Source organism: Kribbella sp. VKM Ac-2571, from assembly GCF_004362255.1.
Lineage (GTDB): Bacteria > Actinomycetota > Actinomycetes > Propionibacteriales > Kribbellaceae > Kribbella > Kribbella pratensis.
In genome coordinates, this window is the sequence record NZ_SNWS01000004.1 from 223725 (window position 1) to 246774 (window position 23050).

A 23050-nucleotide genomic window follows, 5' to 3' on the forward strand; every position below is an offset into this window, starting at 1 on the left:
GCACTGTGACGTCCTGCGCCGGGTTTTCGCGCAGCGTTGCCGGGCGTGACGCGGTCTCCCGCGGCACGGTGCTGGGACACAACGTGGCCTTTCGGTCACAGGGGAGGGGCTAGGGAAGAGCGAAGGGAAGCTCTCTCCTCCTCTCGGGGGGTTTATTCCCCGGGAGGACTCACAGACCATAACGGAAGGGTCACGGGGTGACAAACCCCGCCACCCACTTTTCCGCGTGTCCTTCACGAAACTTTTGCATGAGCCGCTGCACGTGCATCCGCCCGAATCGCCGAGAAGGCTTCCTGATCAGGCAGTTCTGGGCTCTTCGTCCAGGTGGGCCAGTACGCCGGTGATGCGGTGCACGACCTCGCCGTGGAACGGCAAGGACAGGTGGCCCACGCCGTGGACCCGGACGTTGCTCGTCACCAGATCGGGGTGCCTGATCCGGGCCCGGCGCTGCGGCACGATCAACTGGTCGACGTCGCTGTAGAACGCGACGAACCGGGTCCGGCAGTCCGGCGCCGGCTCGTCCAGCTCCGCCATCAGGTCGCTGTCGGGCCGGACCTGCTTCACCAGCGGCCACGGCAGCAGCTTGGCCGCGGCCGTGCCCTGGTGCGGCGTCCCCAGCGTCACGCAGGTGTGCACGCGGGCGTCGCCGCCCAGGCGCTGGATGTAGTACCGCGCGATCAGCCCGCCGAGGCTGTGCCCGATGACGTGGATCCGGTCGGATCCGGACGCCTCGCAGATCGCCTCGATCTCGCGGCCCATCCGTTCCGCTGTACGGCGTACGTCCAGCGTCAGCGGTGAGTACGAGAACGTGTGGATGCTGCTGAATCCGCGCCGTACCAGGTGCCGGCGCATCATCGCGAAGACCGTGTGGTTGTCGATGATCCCGTGCGCGAGCAGGATCGGCGTACCGGCGGCCTGGATGTCGCTGACCAGCAGGCCGCGCTGCGCCGGGCCGAGGCCGGTCAGGTTCAGTCGCGCGGGTAGTGCGGGAGCGCCGCCGACCAGACCGAGCGGATACATCGCGAGGTGCGTGGTCAGCCAGCCGAGCTCGACCGCCGCGCCGTGCAGCACGCTGGGCGAGAGTGCGGAGCGGGCGCCGTACGCGAGTCCGTCCAGTGCGCCGCGGACCTCGTCCTGCCAGGAGCCCATGCGCGCCTCCTCACCAAACCAGACCCCCCGGTGGTCCGATCACTTTCAACGGTAACCGGTTCCCGTTCGGCGTGTGGGCGAACACACGCCGCCGTGTCTTATCCGTGAGGAACGCAGCGGGTTAGCCTGCCCACATGTCTGCTACGAGCCCGTTGCGCGTTGTCGTCGCCAAGCCCGGTCTGGACGGTCACGACCGTGGCGCCAAGGTCGTCGCCCGTGCCCTGCGGGACGCCGGCATGGAGGTCATCTACACCGGGCTGCACCAGACCCCGGAGCAGATCGTCGAGACCGCGATCGCCGAGGACGCCGACGCGATCGGGCTGTCGGTGCTGTCCGGCGCGCACATGACGCTGTTCAAGCGGGTCCGCGAGCTGCTGACCGAGCGGGACGCCGAGGACATCGTGGTGTTCGGCGGCGGCATCATCCCGGACGCCGACCTGCAGCCGCTGGCCGAACTCGGCGTACACAAGATCTTCACCCCGGGCGCGACGACCACCGAGATCGTCGAGTGGGTCCGCGGCCACGTCGGCGACGCGTCGGCGTCCCCGGCCTGAAGCTCCGTGTTCTGATCCGCAGTCGGCTACCGGAGTCGCGAATCCGCTCCGGAGCGTGATGACGACTGCGCGGAGTCGTTCTGAACGGTCTTGCCCGGTTCAGTAAGGTTACTAACCGGTAATACCGAATCGTTAGGAAATGCCCGGTTGTGCGGGCTTCCCAAACGCGGTCGCATACAGCCATGCGGCTGTCCGGTTCAGAGACCGCCGGGACGGAACTCGTGTGGCTCAGAACACATCGAACCCGATCTCGGTTACTGTCCGGACATGGCGGATCGCAGCGTGGTGGGGGATTGCGATCGGCCGCCGCAGGACCCAAGCGATGTCCCATCGGGAGAGGGCAGGTAAACGATGAGGTTTGAACGATCACACACACGCCGCGTGGCCTTCGTGGCCGTCGCAAGCAGCCTGGCGCTGCTGGCGACCGCGTGTGGTGGCGGTGACAACGGAAGCAGCGCCGGGGGCGGCAGCTCGAACGGGGGAGCGCTCGAGGGCCGCGGTCCGATCAACTTCGCCACCGGCAAGGACACCTCCGGGAACCTGACGAACCAGGTCAACGCGTGGAACGCGCAGCACCCGGACGAGAAGGTCACCGTGACCGAGTTGCCGGAGTCGGCCGACCAGCAGCGGGCGCAGATGATCCAGAACGCCCAGATCAAGTCCGACGCCTTCAGCGTGCTGAACCTCGACGTCGTCTGGACCGCCGAGTTCGCCGCCAACCGCTGGGTCACCGAGCTGCCCGCGAGCCAGTTCCCGGACCTCGGCAAGTTGCTGCCGTCGACGGTGGACACCGCGAAGTACCGCGACAAGCTGTACGCCGTCCCGGTGACGTCGGACGGCGGGCTGCTGTACTACCGCAAGGACCTGCTCGACAAGGCCGGCGTACAGCCACCCAAGACCTGGGAGGAGATGGTCACCGCTTGCCAGAAGGTGAAGGCGCTGCCGGAGGGCAAGAACATCGGCTGCTACTCGGGTCAGTTCGAGAAGTACGAAGGCCTGACGGTGAACTTCTCCGAGGCAGTCAACGGTGCCGGTGGGGTCGTCGTCGGTGACGACGGCAAGCCGAACGTCGACACTCCGGAGGCGCTGGCCGGTCTGACCGCACTGGTCCAGGGCTTCAAGACGGGCTTCATCCCGAAGGCCGCCATCACCTACAAGGAAGAGGAAGGCCGCCGGGCGTTCCAGGAGGGCAACCTGCTCTTCCACCGCAACTGGCCGTACGTGTACGCGCTGGCGAACAAGACCGACGGATCGTCGAAGATCGCCGGCAAGTTCGCGGTCGCACCGCTGCCGGGTCTGAAGGGTCCGGGCGTGTCCACCCTCGGTGGTCACAACTACGCCATCTCCGAGTTCGCCAAGAACAAGGCGACCGCGGCGGACTTCATCAAGTTCATGTCCAGCGAGGAGCGCCAGAAGGCGAACGTCGAGAAGACGTCGCAGGCGCCGACCTGGGCCTCGCTGTACGACGACCCGACCCTGAACAAGCAGTTCCCGTACCTGGCGCCGCTGAAGGCGTCGATCGAGGGCGCGAAGTCGCGGCCGAAGGTCGTCAAGTACGGCGACGTCACCACCGCGATCCAGGAAGCGGCGTACGGCGCGCTCACCGGGACCACGCAACCAAAGGACGCGCTCAGCCAGCTGCAGACCAAGCTGGGCACGCTCATCACGCAATGACCGAAGCGGCGGGGCCGGCGCGTAGCTTCACCGCTGCGTGCCGGCCCCGGCCCGTCGATGCCCGCTGGAGGCGGGCAGAGAAAAGGAGGCAGAGGTGACTACATCCGCCCCGGTCGCACCGCGACCGACGCCGGAAGTTACCAAGAAGCCCGGGCGCCGCAGCTCGTTCAACGAGGGCACCGGCCGGCTGGCTGCGCTGCTGTTGTCGCCGACGCTGATCGTGCTGGTCCTGGTGGTCCTGTACCCGATCCTGTCGGCGCTGCGCGAGTCGCTGTACCAGAGCGGCCAGCGGATCGACGCGAACGGGTTCGTGGTCCAGGGATCCGAGTTCGTCGGATGGGACAACTTCGCGGCGATCTTCAAGGGTGAGACCGCCGACCGATTCTGGAACGCTTTCTACAACACCACGTTCTTCACCGTCACCTGTGTGGTCCTGGAGACCGTCCTGGGTGTGGCGATGGCCCTGGTGATGCACAAGGCGTTCAAGGGCCGCGGTCTCGTCCGGGCCAGCATCCTGGTTCCCTGGGCGATCCCGACCGTGGTCTCGGCGCTGCTCTGGAAGTGGATCTTCCAGGCCGACGGCATCGCGAACGCGATCCTCGGCACCCAGATCCTGTGGTCCACCGAGGGCTGGCAGTCGGTGCTCTCGGTGATCATCGCCGACACCTGGAAGACCGCACCGTTCATCGGCCTGCTCGTCCTGGCCGGTCTGCAGACCATCCCGGACGAGGTCTACGAGGCCGCGAAGGTCGACGGGGCCAGTCCGGTGCAGACCTTCGTCCGGATCACGATGCCGCTGGTGAAGCCGGCGCTGCTGGTCGCGGTGCTGTTCCGCATCCTCGACACACTGCGGATCTTCGACCTGCCGTTCGTGCTGGTCGGGCCGAACAAGTCGTCGGTCGAGACGCTGTCGATCCTGGCCTACCTCGAATCGAACCAGAACCGGTACGGACCTGCGGCGGCGTACGCGACGCTGCTGTTCATCTACGTGGCAGTGGTCGCGTACGTGTTCGTGAAGGTGCTGGGCGCCGACGTGATCGGCGAGGCCCGGCAGAAGACGTCGAAGAAGAACGGCAACGGCCGCCGAGGGCGTAAGCAGGCGGAGGCCGTGACGACCGGATCGGTGTCGGCGAGCGCGACCGCCGGCCACGGAGGTGCGTGATGGCTGTAGCTGAGAAGGCTCCCAAGATCATCGACGTCAAGGCGGCCGAGGCACCGTGGTACCGGCGATGGCTGCCGCTGGTCGGCCTCCTGGTGATCGTGCTCTACTGCCTGTTGCCGTTCTACTGGATGATCGTGTCGGCGCTGCGCCGGCCGACCGACCAGTTCGACAACTCGATCCTCCCCAAGCGTTGGTCGATCACGAACTTCACCGACGTGTTCAAGGCCGGCACCGGCTTCGGCCGGGGCCTGCTGAACAGCCTGATCGTGGCCGGCACCGTGACGATCCTGACCCTCGTCATCGGCATGGTGGCGGCGTATACGCTGGCGCGGCTGGACTTCAAGTTCAAGAACGTCGTGCTGGCGATCATCATCACGACCTCGATGTTCCCCGGCATCTCGCTGGTGATCCCGCTGAAGAAGTTGTTCAGCGACATCAACTGGATCAACACCTACCAGTCGATGATCGTGCCGAGCTTGTCGTTCGCGCTGCCGCTGGCGGTGTGGAACCTGACCGCTTTCTTCCGGCAGATGCCACGCGAGCTCGAACAGGCGGCGATGGTGGACGGCTGCACTCCGGCGCAGGCGTTCCGCAAGGTCATCATCCCGTTGGCCGCACCCGGGGTGTTCACCACGGCGATCATCACGTTCATCGCGGCCTGGAACGAGTATCTGATCGCCTTGAGCATGGTGAACAAGAAGTCGATCCAGACGGCGAACGTCGTCATCACCGGCTTCACGGGTACATCGGGTCGCGACCAACCGTTCGGCAGCCAGATGGCCGCCGGTGTGGTGGTCACGATCCCGCTCGTGATCGCCGTACTGCTGTTCCAGCGCCGTATCGTCGCCGGCCTCACGGCAGGTGGCGTGAAGTGAACTGGCGGGACCGGCGAGAGCGTGATCGCCGGGACCGGGAGGATCGGGACCGGCGGGACCGCGAGGACCGGGACCGCCGCGACCGCGAAGACCGGGACCGGAGGGACCGTGAAGACAGGGACCGCCGCGACCGTGAGCGCTACCGCTAGCTGACAGCCGAGGGCCGGGACCGCGAAGGTCCCGGCCCTCGTGCGTCGGCTACACCTCGAGCCAGACGGTGACGTCGGTGGGAAGCTCGCCGTTCGGCAGCGGCTCGCTGCTCAGCACGACCTTCTGGTGCTCGGGGAGGGCGACCGGACTGCTGCTCAGGTTCACCACGCAACGGAAGCCGGGGTCGCGGGTGAACGAGAGGACGCCGTCGGGCGCGTCCTGGTCCCACTTCAGCCGGCCCTCGCCCAGTGCCGGGTGCTCACGCCGGATGCGGAGCGCCTGCTTGTAGAGGTTGAGGTGGCTGCTCGGATCAGATGCCTGGGCCTCGGCGGTCAGACCGGCCCAGTCGGCCGGCTGCGGGAGCCAGGGCTGCCCGGACCCGGGCCTATTGGGTGGTGGGGCGGGTTTGCGAATAGCACTGAAGCCGTACGGCGGTTCGGAGCCGGACCACGGGATGGGGACCCGGCAGCCGTCGCGGCCGCGGACGGTGTGCCCGGAGCGCTCCCAGGTGGGATCGTCGAGCACGTCCTCGGGCAGGTCCTCCACCTCGGGCAGCCCGAGCTCGTCGCCCTGGTAGATGTACGCGCCACCGGGCAGCGCCAGTTCCAGTAGCGCGGCCGCCCGCGCTCGGCGCAGCCCGAGCTCCAGATCGGTCGGTACGACGCCTGCGCCTTCCAGGGCGTCCTTCCGGTCGCGCCCGTACCGCGTGCGGTGCCGGATCGTGTCGTGGTTGCTCAGCACCCACGTCGCCGGCGCCCCGACCGCCCACAGGTTGTCGGTGGTGTGGTCGATGACCTCACGCAGCTCCTTCGCGTCCCACGCCGCGCGCAGGGCGTCGAAGTTGAACGCCGAATGCAGTTCGTTGGGCCGCACGTACTGCGCCAGCCGCTCGGCCGGCGACAGCCACGCCTCCGCCACGAAGACCCGGGGTCCCTGCGGCGTATCGGCGTACTCGTCGGCGATCGCGCGCCAGCGCTGGTGGATGGTGTGCACTCCGGGCTGGTCGTAGAACGGGTTCCCGACGTACTTCTCGCGCGTCGGCTTCCCGTTGTGCAGCGGTACGTCGGGCAACGCCGGGTCCTTCGCCATCGAGTCGGCGACGTCGATCCGGAATCCGTCGACGCCGCGGTCGAACCAGAACCGCAGGATCGAATCGAACTCCTCGACCACCTTCGGGTTGTCCCAGTTCCAGTCCGGCTGGGAGATGTCGAACAGGTGCAGGTACCACTGCCCGTCGTCAATCTGCTGCCACGCGCCGCCGCCGAACGCGGCCGGCCAGTTGGTCGGCGGCAGGCCGTCCTCGGAGTCCCGGAACCAGAACAGATCCCGCTCCGGAGAACCCTTGCCCGCCGCCAGCGCGGCCTTGAACCACGGGTGGTCCCAGGAGCAGTGGTTCGGCACCAGGTCGATCAGGATCCGCAGGCCCAGTGCGTGCGCCTCGGTGATCAGCGCGTCCGCGTCGGCGAGGGTGCCGAACTCCGGGTTGATGTCGCGGTAGTCGGCGACGTCGTACCCGCCGTCGAGCAGCGGGGACGGGTACCAGGGGCTGATCCAGATCGCGTCGACGCCGAGCTCTGCGAGGTACGGCAGCCGGGCGCGGATCCCGTTCACGTCGCCGGTCCCGTCCCCGTCGGCGTCGGCGAACGAGCGCGGATACACCTGGTAGACGACGGCGCTACGCCACCAGTCGTCAGCTGGTCTGATCTCAGGATCGGTCATGCGGTCTAGCCTGACATGAGGCCCGGAAGAGGCTGTGACGGTCGTCTCAGCCGGGACCCCGCCTGTTGCTGCCGGCACGAGGGTGGCTACTGTCAGAAGCCCCGTACAGGCGAGAGAGGGACCACACTCGTGGATCTGATGGAATTCCAGGCGAAGACGGTCTTCGCCAAGCACGGAGTGCGGACGACCGTGGGTGCGGTTGTCACGACTCCGGAGGAAGCCCGCGCGGCGGCCGAGAAGATCGGCGGCCGGGTGGTCGTGAAGGCCCAGGTCAAGACCGGCGGCCGCGGCAAGGCCGGCGGCGTCAAGCTGGCCTCGAACCCGGACGAGGCCGAGGAGAGGGCCCGCGAGATCCTCGGGCTGGACATCAAGGGTCACGTCGTCAAGATCCTGAACATCGTCCCGGCCGCGGCGATCGGCGAGGAGTACTACTTCTCGTTCCTGATCGACCGGGCCAACCGCAACTACCTCTGCATCGCCTCCGCCGCCGGCGGCATGGAGATCGAGGAGGTCGCGCACACCAACCCGGACGCGGTCGCGAAGATCTCGATCGACCCGGCGACCGGTGTCGACGAGGCGAAGGCGCGGGAGATCGCGGTCGCCGCGAAGTACCCGGCCGACGTGATCGACGCCGTCGTACCGGAGATCGTCAAGCTGTACGACGTGTTCATCGCCGAGGACGCCTCGCTGGTCGAGGTGAACCCGCTGGTCAAGCTCGAGGACGGCAACGTCGAGGCGCTGGACGGCAAGGTCACGCTGGACGAGAACGCGGACTTCCGGCACCCGGACCACGCCGAGTTCGAGGACGTCTCGGCGGCCGACCCGCTGGAGGCGGCGGCCAAGGCCAAGGGCCTGAACTACGTGAAGCTGGACGGCTCGGTCGGCATCATCGGCAACGGCGCGGGTCTGGTCATGAGCACCCTGGACGTCGTCGCGTACGCCGGTGAGGAGTTCGGTGGCGTCAAGCCCGCGAACTTCCTGGACATCGGCGGCGGCGCGAGCGCCGAGGTGATGGCCAACGGCCTGGAGATCATCATCTCCGACCCGCAGGTGCAGAGCGTGTTCGTGAACGTCTTCGGCGGCATCACCGCCTGTGACGCGGTCGCGAACGGCATCGTGCAGGCGTTCGAGCTGCTGTCGAGCCGCGGCGAGGCCGTCACCAAGCCGCTGGTCGTCCGGCTGGACGGCAACAACGCCGAGGAGGGCCGCCGGATCCTCGACGAGGCCGGCCTGGCCGGTCTGGAGCGGGTCGACACGATGGACGGCGCCGCCAAGCGCGCCGCCGAGCTGGCTGCGAAGTAAGGGATCGCCGAACAATGTCTATCTTCCTGACCAAGGACAGCAAGGTCATCGTCCAGGGCATGACCGGCTCCGAGGGCACCAAGCACACCACCCGGATGCTTGCCTCCGGCACCAACATCGTCGGCGGCGTGAACCCGCGCAAGGCGGGTCAGAGCCAGGACTTCGACGGCAAGGCGGTGCCGGTGTTCGGCACGGTCGCCGACGCGGTCAAGGAGACCGGCGCGAACGTGTCGGTCATCTTCGTCCCGCCGAAGTTCACCAAGGACGCCGTACTGGAGGCCGTCGAGGCCGCGGTGCCGCTGGTCGTGGTGATCACCGAGGGCGTGCCGGTGCACGACACCGCCGAGTTCTTCGCCGCCGCGCAGGCGTCCGGCACGACCCGGATCATCGGGCCGAACTGCCCCGGCATCATCACCCCGGGGGAGTCGAACGCGGGCATCATCCCGGCCAGCATCGCCGGCCAGGGCCGGATCGGTCTGGTGTCGAAGTCCGGCACGCTGACCTACCAGATGATGTACGAGCTGCAGGACTTCGGGTTCTCGACCGCGATCGGCATCGGCGGTGACCCGATCATCGGGACCACGCACATCGACGCGCTGCGGGCGTTCCAGGACGACCCGGACACCGACGCGATCGTGATGATCGGTGAGATCGGCGGTGACGCCGAGGAGCGGGCGGCTGCGTTCATCAAGGAGAACGTGACCAAGCCGGTCGTCGGGTATGTCGCCGGCTTCACCGCGCCGGAGGGCAAGACCATGGGCCACGCCGGCGCGATCGTGTCCGGCTCGTCCGGCACTGCGGCCGCGAAGAAGGAGGCCCTCGAGGCCGTCGGCGTGAAGGTCGGCAAGACGCCGTCGGAGACCGCCAACCTGATGCGCGAGATCATGCAGGGCCTGAGCAAGTAACTGCCGCAGCTGTGCAGCGGGACCTGCCCCTGACGGGGTGGGTCCCGCTTTCTACTGGTAGGCGGCGGAGCGGTCGGCCGCGCGGGCCAGCGTCTCGTTGAACGCCGCGTCGGTGATGTCCAGCTCCTTCAGCACCGGGAACAGCACGTAGACCGCCCGGGTCCCGGATCCGGCGATCCCGATCCGGTAGACGAACTTCTTCCCGTCGCCGGTGTCGTACGTCGCCTTCCAGCTCTTGCCCGTCATCGTGTTGGTCTTCACCGTGCCGGTCGACTCGACCTTCGCGTTCGAGACGTTCTTCTCGCAGGCGTCGACGTTCTTCTTGATCTGGCTGACGTAACTCGCGGCAGCGGTCGCGGTGGGGAACTTGATCACCGTGTCGTCGAGCCCGAACTCGGTCGGCACCTTCGCCTCCGGCGTCACGTAGGTGACCGTGCCGTACTTCGTCGCCTTCGCCTTCTTGAGGCCGAGCTTCTCGCAGCCGGTGCCGTCGATGCTCGTCGCGGCGGCGCTCACCCACGGTTTGTCGATCTCGTCCAGCAGCGGCAGGTCGACCGACGCCATGAAGCCCGGGGCGTCGGTGTTCGGCAGCAGGGCGGGTTTCGCCATCGGCGCCCCCGTCGCGCAGCCGCCAGTCTGGGCGCAGATCTTCTTCGCCGCGGCGCTCGCGGTGGCCAGCACCGTGTCCGGCCGGGGCGGCGTGGTCGCCATCGTGTCGTGCTCGACGACCATGGTCGCCTGCCCGACGAGGCTGACCGCGACGGTCTTGTACTTCGTCTTCGCGCCCGGGACCTGCCCGAACACCGCGATCACACCCCGCTCGCCGACGCCGGTGGTCACGTAACCGGCCGACAACCGCGTCTGCGGTGTCGTGCACTGGCTGAGCCAGTGCACGACCGTGGTGTAGGTCTTCGCGGCGGTGGCCTTGTCGTTCGAGACATCGACGTACTGCACCGCCGTGTCCTTGGTGGCCGAGTTCTGCAGGGTGCGGACCCAGGTCCGCAGGCCGGACGGGTCGGCGAACCGCTGTGACTGGCAGGCGAACGCGCTGTCCGGGGCCGAGTCGCCGTCCGCGGTCTTGGTGACCGCCCAGGTGCCGGTGGCGCCGAGCGTCTTCGCGCTCGCGGCGTCCAGCAGCGCCTTCTCGTCGGCGAGTACGTCGGAATTGGTCGGCTTGTCGTCCGTCGGGCCGTTGCCGGCCTTCGCGCCGGGCTCTTTGTCGCCGCCGAACGCGTTCAGTGCGGCGACACCGCCGCCGCCGACCAGCACCACGACCGCGACGCCTGCTGCGATCGTCTGGTTCCGCTTGCGCGCCTTCAGGCGGCGCGCCTCCCGGGCAGCGGCGCGACCGCCGCCGCGTGATGCACGGTGGGAACCGGCCAAAGCTCGTCCTCCTGACTGATTCCACCCGACAGTACCGGGTGAACCCACGCTGCTCCCACTCAGCTACCAACAGGCGAACAGCTATGAACTGAGCGTGAGTAAGCGGGCTGAAGTCTCCCACATCCGGCGTGTCAGGACGAGTGGCGTCCGTGCGCGGGGAGACCATGGGAGTCAGATGACCGACATGCTGAGCCGCTCCGGGGCCCGGGACGGCGAGACGAGCGCTGCGCCCACGTCGGAGATCGCCGCCCAGACCAAGCCGTTGATCGTGTCGGCCGTGATCTCAGCCGGAGCGTGCCTGCTGACGGGTCTGCTCACCTGCGCCGCGGTCGCCGTCATCGGCTGGCTGGGCGCGACGTTCGGCGGCGCCTCCGGCGCGGTCCGGGCCGGAGCGTCCGCTTGGCTGATCGCGCACAAGGCCGCCGTCACCATTGGCAGCAGCACGATCGGCACCGGCCGGATCAGCGTCGCGCCGCTCGGCCTGACGCTGTTCTTCGCCTGGTGCCTGTACCGCGGAGGCAGGTCGGCGGCCCGGTCCAGCGCGGCCGACCGGACCCGGGACCTGATCGCGCTGGCCGGGGCGTTCGCGCTCGTCTACGGCCTCGGCGCGCTCGTCGTGGCGTTGCTCACGGCAGAGGGCTCGCTCAAAGTGTCGCCACTGGGCGCGTTCCTGGGCGCGTTCTCGCTGGCGCTGGTGGCCGGGCTTGCGGGCATCGCGGTCGAGTCCGGAGCGGCCGAGGATCTCGCGGACGCCACACCGGCCGGTCTGCGAGACACCGTACCCGCCGCGCTGGCCGCGGTCCTGACCGTGATCGCGATGGCCTCGCTGTTGTACGGCGTACTGCTCGCGATCCACTTCTCCCGGATCACCGGGATGCTCGAACTTCTGGACGCCGGCGTGATCGGGTCGGTCGTGCTGTTCGCGATCTGCCTGATGCTCGTGCCGAACATGGTGCTGTACGTCGTCGCGTTCCTCGCCGGGCCCGGGTTCCAGTTGGGGGTCGGTACGACGATCGCGCCGACGGGTGTGGACGTGGGAAACCTGCCCGCGCTCCCGCTGCTGGCGGCGGTACCTGCCGACGGCGCCACCCCGTCGTACCTGCTGGTGCTGACGGCCGTCGTGCCGCTGGTCGCCGGTGCGGTCGCAGGTCTGGTGGTCGTACGGCGGGGGCTCGCGGAGCGGGACGCTGACGCGCTGGGATGGGATGCGTTCGCGCTGCGCGGTGCGATGGCGGCGCTCGTCGCGGGCGTCATCGTGTTCGCGCTGCTGGCGCTGTCGGGCGGATCGGCGGGGCCCGGGCGGATGTCCGCGGTCGGAGTTCCGGCGGCGTTGCCGGCGGCCGGCGTACTTGCCGCGGGGATGGCGATCGGGGCAGCGATCACGGCCGCTGTCGTCTCGTCCCGCCGCCCGGCTGACAGGGAGACCGACGCCGAGCGATAGGCTTCCGGCCGTGACTTCTGCTGATGCCGCTGCGGTCGACTCAGGGCAGGCACGCCTCGTCGTGCTCGTGTCGGGGTCGGGGTCGAACCTGCAGGCATTGCTGGACGCGTGCGCGGACCCGGCGTACGGTGCTCAGGTCGTCGCCGTCGGCGCCGACCGGGACGGGATCGCCGGCCTGGATCGCGCCGCGGCCGCCGGTGTGCCGACCTTCGTGCACAAGGTGAAGGAGTACCCGTCACGCGCCGACTGGGATCGTGCGCTGACCGCGTCCGTCGCGCAGTACAAGCCTGATCTGGTCGTGTCCGCGGGCTTCCTGAAGCTGGTCGGTGAGGACTTCCTGGAGTCCTTCGGCGACCGCTACATCAACACCCACAACGCGCTGCTGCCGGCCTTCCCCGGGATCCACGGACCCCGGGACGCGCTGGAGTACGGCGTGAAGGTCGCCGGGGCGACGCTGTTCTTCGTGGACGGCGGCGTCGACACCGGGCCGATCATCGCGCAGGTCGTCGTACCTGTTCTCGACGACGACACCGAAGAAGCCCTGACCGAACGGATCAAGGACGTCGAACGCCGCCAGTTGGTGGAGTGGGTCGGCCGCCTGGTCCGGGAGGGCTGGACCATCACTGGACGAAAGGTTCGACTGAAGTGAGCACCGACCGCAGGCCGATTCGCCGCGCGCTGATCAGCGTGTACGACAAGACCGGCCTGGAGGAGCTCGCTTCCGCGCTGCACGCCGCCGGTGTCCAACTGGTGTCGACCGGTTCCACCGCGGCGCGGATCGCGGCGGCCGGGGTTCCGGTGACCAAGGTCGAGGAGCTGACCGGGTTCCCGGAGTGCCTCGACGGGCGGGTCAAGACCCTGCACCCTCTCGTGCACGCCGGCCTGCTCGCCGACCTGCGGAAGCCCGATCACGTCGAGCAATTGCAGGAGATGCGGGTCGAGCCGTTCGACCTGCTGGTCAGCAACCTGTACCCGTTCACCGAGACGGTCGCCTCCGGCGCGTCGGTCGACGAGTGCATCGAGCAGATCGACATCGGCGGGCCGTCGATGGTGCGCGGCGCGGCGAAGAACCACGCGAACGTCGCGGTCGTTACCTCGCCTGCCCAGTACTCCTTGCTGTACAGCGTTTTGGGCGAGGGTGGGTTCTCGCTCGAGGAGCGGAAGCAGCTGGCGGCGGCAGCGTTCGTGCACACGGCGGACTACGACATCGCGGTCGCGTCCTGGATGGGCAACGTGCTCACCGACTCGAGCGAGGGGTCCGGCTTCCCTGCGTGGGTGGGCGCTTCGTGGGAGAAGTCCGCCGTCCTGCGGTACGGCGAGAACCCGCATCAGCCGGCCGCGCTGTACCTGAACGGACGGGGCGGGCTGGCCGCGGCGGAGCAGCTGCACGGCAAGGAGATGTCGTACAACAACTACGTCGACGCCGACGCGGCCCGGCGTACCGCCTATGACTTCAGCGAGCCGGCGGTCGCGATCATCAAGCACGCGAACCCGTGCGGGATCGCCGTCGGCAAGGACATCGCGGAGGCCCACCGGCGTGCGCACGAGTGCGACCCGGTGTCGGCGTACGGCGGTGTGATCGCGACGAACCGCCCGGTGTCGGTGGACCTCGCCAAGCAGGTCGCGGAGATCTTCACCGAGGTGCTGGTGGCGCCTGCGTTCGAGGACGGCGCCGTCGAGATCCTGCAGGCGAAGAAGAACATCCGGCTGCTCGTGGCGCCGGCCGTGTCCGCGGACGAGACGGTCGAGTGGCGCGCGATCAGCGGCGGCCTGCTGCTGCAGCACCGCGACCGCTTCCAGGCTTCCGGTGACGATCCGTCCGCGTGGACCCTCGCCGCCGGCGAGGCCGCCTCGGACGAGGTGCTCGCCGATCTCGCCTTCGCGTGGAAGGCGTGCCGTGCGGTCAAGTCCAACGCGATCCTGCTCGCCGCCGACGGTGCCTCGGTCGGCGTCGGCATGGGCCAGGTCAACCGCGTCGACTCCTGCCGGCTGGCCGTCTCCCGCGCCGGCGACCGAGCCGCCGGCTCCGTCGCCGCCTCCGACGCCTTCTTCCCCTTCCCCGACGGCCTCGAGGTCCTCATCGGAGGCGGCGTCAAGGCAGTAGTCCAGCCCGGCGGCTCCATCCGCGACGAAGCCGCCATCGCAGCCGCCACCAAGGCCGGCATCACCATGTACTTCACCGGAACCCGCCACTTCTTCCACTGAGTCAAAACGTTCGCCCGGATCTCGATCCGGGCGGACGTTCATTCGGTGGTCAGCAGGCGGACGCCGATGGCGGCGATCAGAAGGTCGGCCAGGGCGATTGCCACGTAGGTGGTGAAGCTGGTGAAACCGGTGACGAAGATGGCCGGCGTGACGATCAGCAGTTGGAAGGCGCCGAAGATCAGCGGCAGGGCGGCCCAGCGCGCCGGCCAGTGGTGGGTCCGCAGGGTTCGAGCGGGCCGCGCCGTTGGTGTGGACGGTTCTCGGCGATGAGAACGCGCGGAAGAGCTATGAGTACAACGACGGGCTGCGGCGAGCGGGGTATGAGCGCGCGCTCGCCTTCCTCACCGGCAAGCACCCACTGCGCGAAGGCCTGTCCGACACTCGGGCCCGCGACATCCTGCTCGTCGTCCTAGGGCCGCAGCTCTACAACCAGTTCACCCGCGATCTCGGCTGGACAAGCGAAGAGGTGGCCACCTGGACCACCGCGACCCTGCTGGAGCAGCTGTTCGGGGTCAGCCCGGACTGACTACCTGAACCGGCGGCGGTACGACACCTGCCGGCCGTCGTCGCGGGTCGATCCGCTCAGCGTCCACCCTGTCTTTGTGTAGAACTTCTGCCCCTGGGGATAGTTCGCCAGCGTCCACACAATCGCTTCGTCGTACTGTGCTGCCAGGTGCTCGAGAGCCTCGTGCATGAGGGCGGTGCCGACGCCTTGACGCCAGTACGGCGAGTCGACGGCGATCGTGTCGAGCTCGCCCAGTTCAGGGTCGATCGGATCACGGCTCGCGCCGATCCCCACGAACCCGGCGACGGTCCCGTCCACCTCGGCCACCCACCAGTTGCCACCAGCAAGCGTTTCCGACCACCGCGCGATCCGCCCGCCATCCAGCACCGCGGCCGGCATCAACTCCCCGAACCCCTCGTTCCACGAATCGACATAGATCCGCGCAACCGTCGGACCGTCATCAGCGCCGGCAGGACGAACAGTCACCATCCGCCTGATTATGCCCATGCGGTGGGCCGTCCGCAGCTGAGTTGTCAGCTGGGGACGATGAGGGCGAGTACTGCTATGGCGGCGGCTGTGAGGAGGAGGAAGGTGGTGTCGAACATGCGGTTGCGGACGTGGAGGAGGCCTGCGGCTGTGTCGGAGAGGGTTACTCGGAGGAGTCCGGCGAGGCCCAGTGCGCCGGCGAAGATGAAGACGCCGTTGCGCCAGTCGTAGAACCACAGCACGACCAAGCCCGCAAGTGCCACCAGCAGCGTCAACCCCAGGGGCCATTGGCTCCGGCGCTGGGCCTCACCCGCCATCAGCACGCCACACCCAGCTCGGCCGCGTACGCCGTACCGCCCGAGGTCACTGGGGGAGGCTCGATTCGGCGGCTTCCACCACGTTGGTGAGGAGCATCGCGCGGGTCATCGGGCCGATACCGCCGGGCATCGGCGCGATCCAGGCGGCCTGCTCGCGGGCCGCGGTCTCGATGTCGCCGACGATCTTGCCCTCGGCGTTCCGGCTGGTGCCGACGTCGAGGAGGACGGCGCCGGGCTTCACCATGTCGGCGGTGATCAGGCCGGCCGACCCCGCGGCGGCGATCACGATGTCGCCGGTCCGCACGACGGCGGCGAGGTCCTTCGTGCCGGTGTGGCACTGCGTCACGGTCGCGTTCTCGCTGCGCCGGGTGAACAGCAGCCCCATTGGCCGCCCCGCGGTCACGCCGCGGCCGACGACGACCACGTGCGCGCCGGCGATCGGTACGTCGTAGCGCCGGAGGATCTCCACGCAGCCCTTCGGGGTGCACGGCAGCGGGCCGTCCTGGCCGAGGACGAGCTTGCCGAGGCTGACCGGGTGCAGGCCGTCCGCGTCCTTGGCGGGGTCGATCAGGCCGAGGATCGTGTTCGTGTCGACGTGCTTGGGGAGCGGGAGTTGGACGATGAACCCGGTGCATTCCGGGTTGTCGTTGAGCTCCTGCACCTTCGCGGCGATCTCGTCCTGGGTCGCGGTGTCCGGCAGCTCGACCTGGATCGAGGAGATCCCGACCGCCGCGCAGTCGCGGTGCTTGCCCGCCACGTACGCCCGGCTGCCCGGGTCGTCACCCACCAGGATCGTGCCGAGCCCGGGCACGACGCCCTGCTCGGCGAGCTTCGCGACCCGGACCTTCAACTCGTCCTTGATCGCCGCCGCCGTCGCCTTGCCATCCAGAATCTGCGCCGTCACGACCCCAGAGTCTGCCACGTACCACACCCGGCCCCCTACCCGGACCGCCGCCACTCACCAACCGCGCCGCGTCGGACGTTCCTAGGCGTGGCGCCGGCTGGAGTGGGCGGCCCGGGGTGGGTTGGTGAGTGGCAGGGGTCCGGACCGCCAGGCCATCACAAGTGGTGGTCGGCCGGGCGGCCACGCGGGCCGCCCGGCCGAGGCGGGCAATTGTGATGGGCTGGGCGTCCGGGTCAGCTCGTCAGTTTGTAGACGGTGGTGCTGCCGACGGTGGTCGCCGTGTAGTTCGACTCGACCCAGGACTGGATCTGGCCGGCCGCGGAGGTGCTCTGGCCGCCGACTCCGCCGACTCCGCCGACTCCTCCGCCTTGGCCTCCGGCGATGTAGTACGAGATCTTGCCTTCGGCCACCCACTGCATGAACTGGGCGAGGGTGGGCGCGTCGTCGGTGCCGCTGAAGCCGCCGATTGCGATGACCGACTTGCCGGTGGCGAGCTCGAGCGACGCCGCCGACTGGGAGCCGCTGGTTGCGGCGGCCCAGGTCGTGTTGGTCTTCGACAACAAAGCCGTCAGCTCACTGCTCGCGGAGGCGTCGCCACCCATCCCACCCCCTGAACTCCCACCCGACTGCGAAGCCCCGGCCGTGCCAGTGCCCATCGAACCCGGGCGGGTCGAACCGGTCGATCCGGTTCCGGTGGATCCGTCGGGCGGGGTGCCGGTGGGGACTCCTGTGCCGCCGGGGCCTCCGGCTCCGCGGGTACCGCCGCCGCCCATCGCGCTGCTGCTCGGCCCCGACGTCGGGATCGAGCCGTTGTGCGTCTGCGACGCCGTCGCCACCGCGTACGCCGTGCTTCCGAGTCCAAGTGAAACCACAACCGCCAACACAACCGCGGGCAGGACTCGCCGAACCCGACGACCGACGAGCACCAGGAGCGCAGCGATCGCACCAGCCGCGAGTACGACGTACTTCGCCCACGGCACGAAGTCCGACGTACGGCCGAGCAACACGTAGTCCCACACGCCTGTCGCCAGCACCATCGCGGCCAGCGTGATCCGCGCCGCCGGCGCCTCCCGCTGCTTCCATGCGACGGAGATGCCCATCCCCACCAGCCCGCCGATGGCCGGGGCCAGCGCGACCGCGTAGTACGGGTGGATCGTTCCGCTCATGAAGCTGAAGACGCCCGCGGTCACGAGCAGCCAACCGCCCCACAGCACCAGCCCGGCCCGGACCCGGTCGGTCCGCGGCGCGCGCCGCGTCAGCCACAGCCCACCGACCAACGCGATCAATGCCGCAGGCAACAACCAGGAGATCTCGGTACCGAAGGCGGAACCGAACATCCGAGTGATCCCGGTGCTTCCGCCGAACCCGGTGTTCGTGCCACCGCCACCACCGCCGCCGTTCCCCGAACCACCCAGCAGCCGCCCGAGCCCGTTGTAGCCAAGGGCAAGTTCGAGCAGCGAGTTGTTGGTCGATCCACCGATGTAGGGACGGCTCGACGCAGGCCAGAGCTCGACGAGCGCCACGTACCAACCGGCACTCACCATCAGCGCACCGAGCGCGCCCAGCAGCTGCAGCAACCGCCGGCGGAACGAGGTCGGCGCCGCAATCAGGTACACCAGCGTGAACGCCGGCAGCACCAGCAGCGCCTGTCCCATCTTGGTCAGGAACGCGAACCCGATCGCCACCCCGGCCACCGCCAGCCACCGCCCTGACGCGTTCTCCAGCGACCGTACGACGAAGTACGCCGCGGCCACCATCAGCAGCACCAGCAACGCATCCGGATTGTTGAACCGGAACATCAGTACGGCGACCGGCGTCAACGCCAGCGCACTACCCGCGATCAGCCCCGCGACCGGACCGGCGACGCGCTTCACGGTCAGGTACAGCAGCCCGACCGCCGCGATCCCCATGAAGGCCTGCGGCGCCAGCACAGTGAAGCTGTTGAACCCGAACAACCGTGCGAACGCGGTCGCGACCCACAGTGCGCCGGGCGGCTTGTCCACCGTGATCGCGTTCCCCGCGTCGAGCGACCCGAACAGCCACGCCTTCCAGCTTTGCGTCCCGGCCAGCTCCGCGGCGGCGTAGAAACTGTTCCCGTACCCCGAGGCCGTCAGATTCCACAGATATAGCAACGCCGTACCGGCCAGCATCGCCAGCGCTGCCGGCCGGACGTACGCCGTCTGCCCGGCAGGACCACGCACAACTCGCCGCAGCTTCCCCGGTGGTCGGGCAGGTGGCTGGGGTTGTGGTTTCACAGGTCGGTCGAGCAGCGTCGTCATGATCGTCTCCAGTTCGGCGTACGGCTTTCACTGGTGACAATGACAAGTGGGTCTTCGGCGTCCCTGGGCGTCGGCTGGGAGGTCGCTGTGAGCCGGGAATGCGTGGGCTCTTGCCGTGGTTCGGGGAGATAGTTTATTGTTGAACTACCAATCAGCGAGGAGCACACCATGCCCGCCGTGACCGTCAGTGACATCACCGTTCTGCCCCGCATCAGTGCGCAGGAGCCGGTGAACGAGCGTTCGGTGAAGTCGGTGACGTCGGCGCCGAGCGGGTACGAGGGCGAGGGCTTTCCGGTACGGCGGGCCTTCGCGGGCGTCGACCTGCGTGACCTGGACCCGTTCATCCACATGGACCAGATGGGTGAGGTCGAGTACGCGCCGGGCGAGCCGAAGGGCACGCCGTGGCACCCGCACCGCGGCTTCGAGACCGTCACGTACATGCTCGACGGGATCATGGAACACCAGGACTCCAACGGCGGTGGCGGCGTGATCTCCAACGGCGACACCCAGTGGATGACCGCGGGCAGCGGCCTGCTCCACATCGAGACACCGCCGGAGCACCTGGTGATGAGTGGTGGCCTGTTCCACGGCATCCAGCTCTGGGTAAACCTGCCGAAGGCGCTCAAGTGGGCTGCGCCGCGCTACCAGGACATCCGCGGCGGCGACTCCGCGCTGCTCTCCACACCGGACGGCGGTTCGCTGATCCGGGTGATCGCCGGCTCGGTCGACGGCCACAACGGCCCCGGTTCGACCCACACCCCGATCACGTTGGTCCACGCCACGGTCAGTCCCGGTGCGGAGATGGTGCTCCCGTGGCAGCCGGACTACAACGCGCTCGTCTACGTGCTGGCCGGTCAGGGCACGGTCGGCTCCGAGCGGCGCCCGATCCGCAAGGGTCAGCTGGCGGTCTTCGGTCCCGGCGACACGATTCGTACGGCGGCCAGTACGACGCAGCCGCAGGCGGAGCCGAACCTCGACGTACTCGTGATCGGCGGCCGCCCGATCCGCGAGCCGATCGCGATGGCCGGTCCGTTCGTGATGAACACTCGCGCCGAGGTCATCCAGGCCTTCGAGGACTTCCAGGCCGGCAAGCTCGGCAGCATCCCCGCCGTCCACGGCGCCCCGACCGAACTGCGCAGTACCGACTAACCGCAGCAGCGAATAGCCGCAGTAGCGACTAGCCTTCGGGGTAGAACAAGAACAGGGTGCAGCCCTGGGTGGACTGCGGAACGTGCGACGACCCGGCCGGGGCGTGGATGAACGAACCGGCCGGGTAGTCGCGTTCACCGTCGTTGAACACCCCGTCCACGACGAACACCTCCTCCGGTCCGGGATCGTGTACGTCGATGCCTTTCCAGCTCGATCCCGGATCCATCTGCAGCACGAACGCCTTGGCGACCGCTCCGGACCACAGGGGCCGCAATCTGATGCCGGGAAACAATTCGCGGACCGGTGCGTCGTCGACCGACGCCCACTCGTAGTTCTCCATGCCTCCGATCCTCGCGCCGTCCACAGGCTCTTCCCCAGTGTCAGGAAAGTCCCGATCAGGTACTTTTCTGCCATGCATCGCGTTGTCGCACTGGTGACCGCGCCGCAGGCCAGCTTCGAGCTCGGGTGTGCGGCGGCGGTCTTCCGCGATCCGCCGTACCGCTTCAGTGTCTGCACCGAGCAACCCGGAGACCTCAGCACTACCGAGGGTTTCGACATGGTGGTGACGTCCGGTCTGCGCGCGCTCGACCGCGCCGACACGATCGTCGTCCCCGGATGGCTGCCGATCAATCGCGAGCCGACGCCGGCGGTCCTCCGCGCGCTCACGCGTGCCCATCGACGCGGAGCGCGGCTCGTCAGCATCTGCTCAGGTGCCTACCTGCTCGCGGCGACCGGACTGCTCGACGGGCGCCGGGTCGCGACGCATTGGCGGTACGCCGACGAACTGCAGCGCCGGTTCCCCGCGATCCAAGTGGATCCGGACGTGCTGTACGTCGACCACGGGGATGTGGCGACGAGCGGCGGGTCGGGAACCGGGATCGATCTGTGTCTGCACCTGGTGCGCCGCGACCACGGGGCGTCGTACGCCGCCTGGGTCGCCGGGCGGATGGTGATGCCGCCGCATCGCGAGGGTGGTCAGACGCAGTACCGTTCGGCGGAGCCGGTGCCGAAAGAGTCGTTGGGAGGCCTGCTGGACTGGGCCGTCGAACGCCTGGACAAGCCGATCACCGTCGACGATCTCGCTCGGCGGGCGAATGTCTCGCCGCGGACCCTCGCACGGCGCTTCGAGCAGCAGTTGGGTGCTGCGCCGGGGCAATGGTTGCTGGCTCAGCGGATCGCCAGAACACGTGTTCTGCTGGAGGAAACGGAGCTTTCCGTCGACGCCATCGCCACCCGGGTGGGCCTCTCGTCCGCGACCAATCTGCGCAGAAGATTTCGCGCCGCGCTCCACACCACCCCGAGCGCGTACCGCCGCGCGTATCAGGGCAAGTAGTCGCCGGTGTCGTCGAGGGTGATGTAGTGCTCGATGCGCGGGTCGTCCGGATCCCCGCCGTACAGCTCGACGAAGCGTCGTGCCGCGGGCGGTCCGCCGTACTGCGGGTTGAGGGTGCCGCGCAGGCTCTTGAACATCAACGCCAGATCGACGTACCGGTCCCCGGCGCCGAGTCGGCTGAGATCCAGGACGCCGGCGAAGCGCAGTGTTGCCGGGTCGATGAAGACGTTCGGCGCCGCGTAGTCGCCGTGGGTCACGGCGGTCCCGGCGCCCGGGAACGGCGAGGCGAACGGGCAGTCGGTCAGATCGTCGAGGGCCCGCAGGCCTGACGCGATCGCCGCGAGGACGGCGGGACGGTCGCGCGCCGGCCACGGTTGGGACGAGTCGCGGCCGGGCAGCTCCGTGGTCAGCAGCCAGTTGTTGCCTTGGTCAACGATGCGCGGGCAGGGAAATCCGGTGCCGGAGAGCCACGCCAAACGCTCGGCTTCGACGCCGACTCCTTGACCCGCCTTGTAGTACAGGCGTTCCGGGCCGCGGTCGAGCCGGATCACGGTCGCGTCGGAGCAACCGACCGAGATCGGTTCGGCGCCGTCAGCGCCGAACCGATCCTGGAGAAGATTCAGATCCACTCACCGAAGACTACGGTGCAGCGCCGAGATCGGCTCCCCATTTGCGGTGTGGACTAGGGTCGGCGTATGAGGACTGTTGCTGGGGATCTTGCGCCGGGCGGGGTTCTGCGGGCCTCGATCAATCTCGGGAATCCGGTGCTGGCGCAGGGGACGCCGGAGGCGCCGGCTGGAGTGACTGTCGACATCGCGCGGGAGCTGGCCAAGCGGCTCGAGTTGCCGTTGGAGCTGGTGTGTTTCGATGCGGCGCGGAAGTCGTTCGAGGCGATGACGACCGGGCAGGCGGATCTCTGTTTTCTCGCGATCGACCCGGCCCGGGCGGCCGAGGTCGCGTTCACGGCGCCGTACGTCGTGATCGAGGGCGTCTACGCCGTACCGCGCGAGTCCGGGCTGACTACCGTTGCCGAGGTGGATGCGCCGGGTGTGCGGATCGGGGTGAAGCAGGGGTCGGCGTACGACCTCTACCTGACCAGGACGTTGCAGCAGGCAACGGTGGTCCGCGGGGCGGAAGGCGTCGACGTGTTCCGTGACGAGGGGCTCGAGGTGGCGGCCGGCATCCGGCAGCCGATCACCCGGTACGTCGCCGAGAACCCGGACCTCCGCCTGATCGACGAGCGGTTCATGCAGATCCAGCAGTCAGTCGGCACCACGAGGTCCAAGCGCCCCGAGACGGTCGCCTACCTGCACGACCTGATCGAGAATCTGAAGTCCTCGGGCTTCATCGCAGCGTCCCTGGCCGCCTCCGGGCAGGCCGACGCCATGGCTGCCCCGCCTTCCTGATCCTGGACGCCCTTACAGACAGTGACGAGGCAACAACCTGCCGTGGCAGGTGGTTCTGGCAACCATTCGATAGGGTCCGGACATCTATCGGTGAGTGGCCGTATGACTCCGCTCTGTGAGTGGTCTGGTGCGGCCCGCTGTGAGGACAACCG

The 23050-nt window shown here is 68.6% G+C and carries 22 protein-coding genes; 13 read left to right on the top strand and 9 right to left on the bottom strand.

The genetic code is table 11. From position 1 onward, the window contains the following. Positions 1-297: 297 nt before the first annotated feature. Positions 298-1149 carry a triacylglycerol lipase gene (locus EV651_RS11495; protein WP_133784982.1) on the bottom strand — a complete coding sequence of 284 codons (852 nt, stop codon included), beginning with the start codon at positions 1147-1149 and terminating at the stop codon, positions 298-300. Between the two features lie 134 nt (positions 1150-1283). Here EV651_RS11495 and EV651_RS11500 point away from each other — a divergent pair, with 134 nt between their 5' ends. The 4 genes from EV651_RS11500 to EV651_RS11515 all read left to right on the top strand — a co-directional run bounded on the left by EV651_RS11500 (position 1284) and on the right by EV651_RS11515 (position 5414). Then, entirely contained in the window at positions 1284-1703 is a 420-nt protein-coding gene (locus tag EV651_RS11500) for a cobalamin B12-binding domain-containing protein (RefSeq protein WP_133784984.1), read from the top strand. A 381-nt stretch (positions 1704-2084) separates the two neighbouring features. Then, positions 2085-3377, top strand: coding sequence for an ABC transporter substrate-binding protein (locus EV651_RS11505; protein ID WP_238156814.1), 1293 nt, complete (start codon positions 2085-2087; stop codon positions 3375-3377). Positions 3378-3471: 94 nt separating this feature from the next. After that, a complete protein-coding gene (locus tag EV651_RS11510; RefSeq protein WP_133784988.1) occupies positions 3472-4539 on the top strand; it encodes a carbohydrate ABC transporter permease in 1068 nt (355 codons plus the stop codon). Then, a complete protein-coding gene (locus EV651_RS11515; RefSeq protein WP_370352496.1) occupies positions 4536-5414 on the top strand; it encodes a carbohydrate ABC transporter permease in 879 nt (292 codons plus the stop codon). The genes EV651_RS11510 and EV651_RS11515 overlap by 4 nt, the downstream gene beginning before the upstream one ends. Before the next feature lie 198 nt (positions 5415-5612). On the opposite strand, the gene EV651_RS11525 is transcribed toward EV651_RS11515, so the two are convergent. Then, positions 5613-7283: a glycoside hydrolase family 13 protein gene (locus EV651_RS11525; RefSeq protein ID WP_133784992.1), complete on the bottom strand. Its 1671-nt coding sequence runs from the start codon at positions 7281-7283 to the stop codon at positions 5613-5615. Between the two features lie 129 nt (positions 7284-7412). Between EV651_RS11525 and sucC the strand changes: the two genes are divergently transcribed. Both sucC and sucD read left to right on the top strand, forming a co-directional pair. Next, entirely contained in the window at positions 7413-8585 is a 1173-nt protein-coding gene (gene sucC, locus EV651_RS11530) for an ADP-forming succinate--CoA ligase subunit beta (protein WP_133784994.1), read from the top strand. A 14-nt stretch (positions 8586-8599) separates the two neighbouring features. Continuing rightward, a complete protein-coding gene (gene sucD / locus EV651_RS11535; protein ID WP_133784996.1) occupies positions 8600-9490 on the top strand; it encodes a succinate--CoA ligase subunit alpha in 891 nt (296 codons plus the stop codon). Between the two features lie 51 nt (positions 9491-9541). Here sucD and EV651_RS11540 read toward each other — a convergent pair whose 3' ends face one another. Further along, positions 9542-10873, bottom strand: a complete 1332-nt coding sequence (locus tag EV651_RS11540; RefSeq protein WP_133784997.1) for a hypothetical protein — start codon at positions 10871-10873, stop codon at positions 9542-9544. 175 nt (positions 10874-11048) lie between these two features. Between EV651_RS11540 and EV651_RS11545 the strand changes: the two genes are divergently transcribed. From EV651_RS11545 to EV651_RS11560, 4 genes are all read left to right on the top strand, one after another. Then, a complete protein-coding gene (locus EV651_RS11545; RefSeq protein ID WP_133784999.1) occupies positions 11049-12314 on the top strand; it encodes a DUF6350 family protein in 1266 nt (421 codons plus the stop codon). A gap of 10 nt (positions 12315-12324) precedes the next feature. Then, on the top strand, positions 12325-12963 hold the full coding sequence (gene purN / locus EV651_RS11550; RefSeq protein ID WP_133785001.1) for a phosphoribosylglycinamide formyltransferase: 639 nt from the start codon (positions 12325-12327) through the stop codon (positions 12961-12963). After that, positions 12960-14519, top strand: a complete 1560-nt coding sequence (gene purH, locus EV651_RS11555) for a bifunctional phosphoribosylaminoimidazolecarboxamide formyltransferase/IMP cyclohydrolase (protein WP_133785003.1) — start codon at positions 12960-12962, stop codon at positions 14517-14519. The genes purN and purH overlap by 4 nt, the downstream gene beginning before the upstream one ends. Before the next feature lie 247 nt (positions 14520-14766). After that, positions 14767-15045 carry a hypothetical protein gene (locus EV651_RS11560; RefSeq protein WP_133785005.1) on the top strand — a complete coding sequence of 93 codons (279 nt, stop codon included), beginning with the start codon at positions 14767-14769 and terminating at the stop codon, positions 15043-15045. On the opposite strand, the gene EV651_RS11565 is transcribed toward EV651_RS11560, so the two are convergent. The 4 genes from EV651_RS11565 to EV651_RS11580 all read right to left on the bottom strand — a co-directional run bounded on the left by EV651_RS11565 (position 15046) and on the right by EV651_RS11580 (position 18932). Continuing rightward, positions 15046-15513: a GNAT family N-acetyltransferase gene (locus tag EV651_RS11565; RefSeq protein WP_166658583.1), complete on the bottom strand. Its 468-nt coding sequence runs from the start codon at positions 15511-15513 to the stop codon at positions 15046-15048. Positions 15514-15557: 44 nt separating this feature from the next. Beyond that, a complete protein-coding gene (locus tag EV651_RS11570; protein ID WP_133785009.1) occupies positions 15558-15827 on the bottom strand; it encodes a DUF3017 domain-containing protein in 270 nt (89 codons plus the stop codon). A gap of 46 nt (positions 15828-15873) precedes the next feature. Continuing rightward, positions 15874-16731 (bottom strand): bifunctional methylenetetrahydrofolate dehydrogenase/methenyltetrahydrofolate cyclohydrolase, encoded by an 858-nt coding sequence (locus EV651_RS11575; RefSeq protein ID WP_133785011.1) that lies wholly within the window; start codon positions 16729-16731, stop codon positions 15874-15876. A gap of 233 nt (positions 16732-16964) precedes the next feature. Then, positions 16965-18932: a glycosyltransferase family 39 protein gene (locus EV651_RS11580; protein WP_238156815.1), complete on the bottom strand. Its 1968-nt coding sequence runs from the start codon at positions 18930-18932 to the stop codon at positions 16965-16967. A 246-nt stretch (positions 18933-19178) separates the two neighbouring features. Here EV651_RS11580 and EV651_RS11585 point away from each other — a divergent pair, with 246 nt between their 5' ends. Next, entirely contained in the window at positions 19179-20159 is a 981-nt protein-coding gene (locus EV651_RS11585) for a pirin family protein (RefSeq protein ID WP_133785014.1), read from the top strand. A 28-nt stretch (positions 20160-20187) separates the two neighbouring features. Here the strand turns inward: EV651_RS11585 and EV651_RS11590 are convergent, their stop codons facing one another. Then, on the bottom strand, positions 20188-20499 hold the full coding sequence (locus tag EV651_RS11590; protein ID WP_131344540.1) for a cupin domain-containing protein: 312 nt from the start codon (positions 20497-20499) through the stop codon (positions 20188-20190). A gap of 72 nt (positions 20500-20571) precedes the next feature. Between EV651_RS11590 and EV651_RS11595 the strand changes: the two genes are divergently transcribed. Then, complete coding sequence (locus tag EV651_RS11595) at positions 20572-21492, top strand: helix-turn-helix domain-containing protein (protein WP_133785016.1); 921 nt, start codon at positions 20572-20574, stop codon at positions 21490-21492. Here EV651_RS11595 and EV651_RS11600 read toward each other — a convergent pair. Beyond that, the gene (locus EV651_RS11600) at positions 21480-22121 is read right to left on the bottom strand and encodes a phosphotransferase (RefSeq protein ID WP_133785018.1); all 642 of its coding nucleotides are present in this window, start codon (positions 22119-22121) and stop codon (positions 21480-21482) included. The two genes, EV651_RS11595 and EV651_RS11600, sit on opposite strands and share 13 nt — an antisense overlap. 66 nt (positions 22122-22187) lie before the next feature. On the opposite strand from EV651_RS11600, the gene EV651_RS11605 reads away from it, so the two are divergent. Continuing rightward, positions 22188-22898 (top strand): transporter substrate-binding domain-containing protein, encoded by a 711-nt coding sequence (locus EV651_RS11605; RefSeq protein ID WP_133785020.1) that lies wholly within the window; start codon positions 22188-22190, stop codon positions 22896-22898. The last annotated feature ends 152 nt before the right edge of the window (positions 22899-23050 follow it).

Coding starts and splice junctions, on each gene's coding strand:
- EV651_RS11495 (WP_133784982.1), bottom strand. CDS start 1,149: ATGGGCTCCTGGCAGGACGAGGTCCGCGGCGCACTGGACGGACTCGCG.
- EV651_RS11500 (WP_133784984.1), top strand. CDS start 1,284: ATGTCTGCTACGAGCCCGTTGCGCGTTGTCGTCGCCAAGCCCGGTCTG.
- EV651_RS11525 (WP_133784992.1), bottom strand. CDS start 7,283: ATGACCGATCCTGAGATCAGACCAGCTGACGACTGGTGGCGTAGCGCC.
- sucD (WP_133784996.1), top strand. CDS start 8,600: ATGTCTATCTTCCTGACCAAGGACAGCAAGGTCATCGTCCAGGGCATG.
- EV651_RS11545 (WP_133784999.1), top strand. CDS start 11,049: ATGACCGACATGCTGAGCCGCTCCGGGGCCCGGGACGGCGAGACGAGC.
- EV651_RS11565 (WP_166658583.1), bottom strand. CDS start 15,513: ATGGTGACTGTTCGTCCTGCCGGCGCTGATGACGGTCCGACGGTTGCG.
- EV651_RS11570 (WP_133785009.1), bottom strand. CDS start 15,827: ATGGCGGGTGAGGCCCAGCGCCGGAGCCAATGGCCCCTGGGGTTGACG.
- EV651_RS11585 (WP_133785014.1), top strand. CDS start 19,179: ATGCCCGCCGTGACCGTCAGTGACATCACCGTTCTGCCCCGCATCAGT.
- EV651_RS11590 (WP_131344540.1), bottom strand. CDS start 20,499: ATGGAGAACTACGAGTGGGCGTCGGTCGACGACGCACCGGTCCGCGAA.
- EV651_RS11595 (WP_133785016.1), top strand. CDS start 20,572: ATGCATCGCGTTGTCGCACTGGTGACCGCGCCGCAGGCCAGCTTCGAG.
- EV651_RS11605 (WP_133785020.1), top strand. CDS start 22,188: ATGAGGACTGTTGCTGGGGATCTTGCGCCGGGCGGGGTTCTGCGGGCC.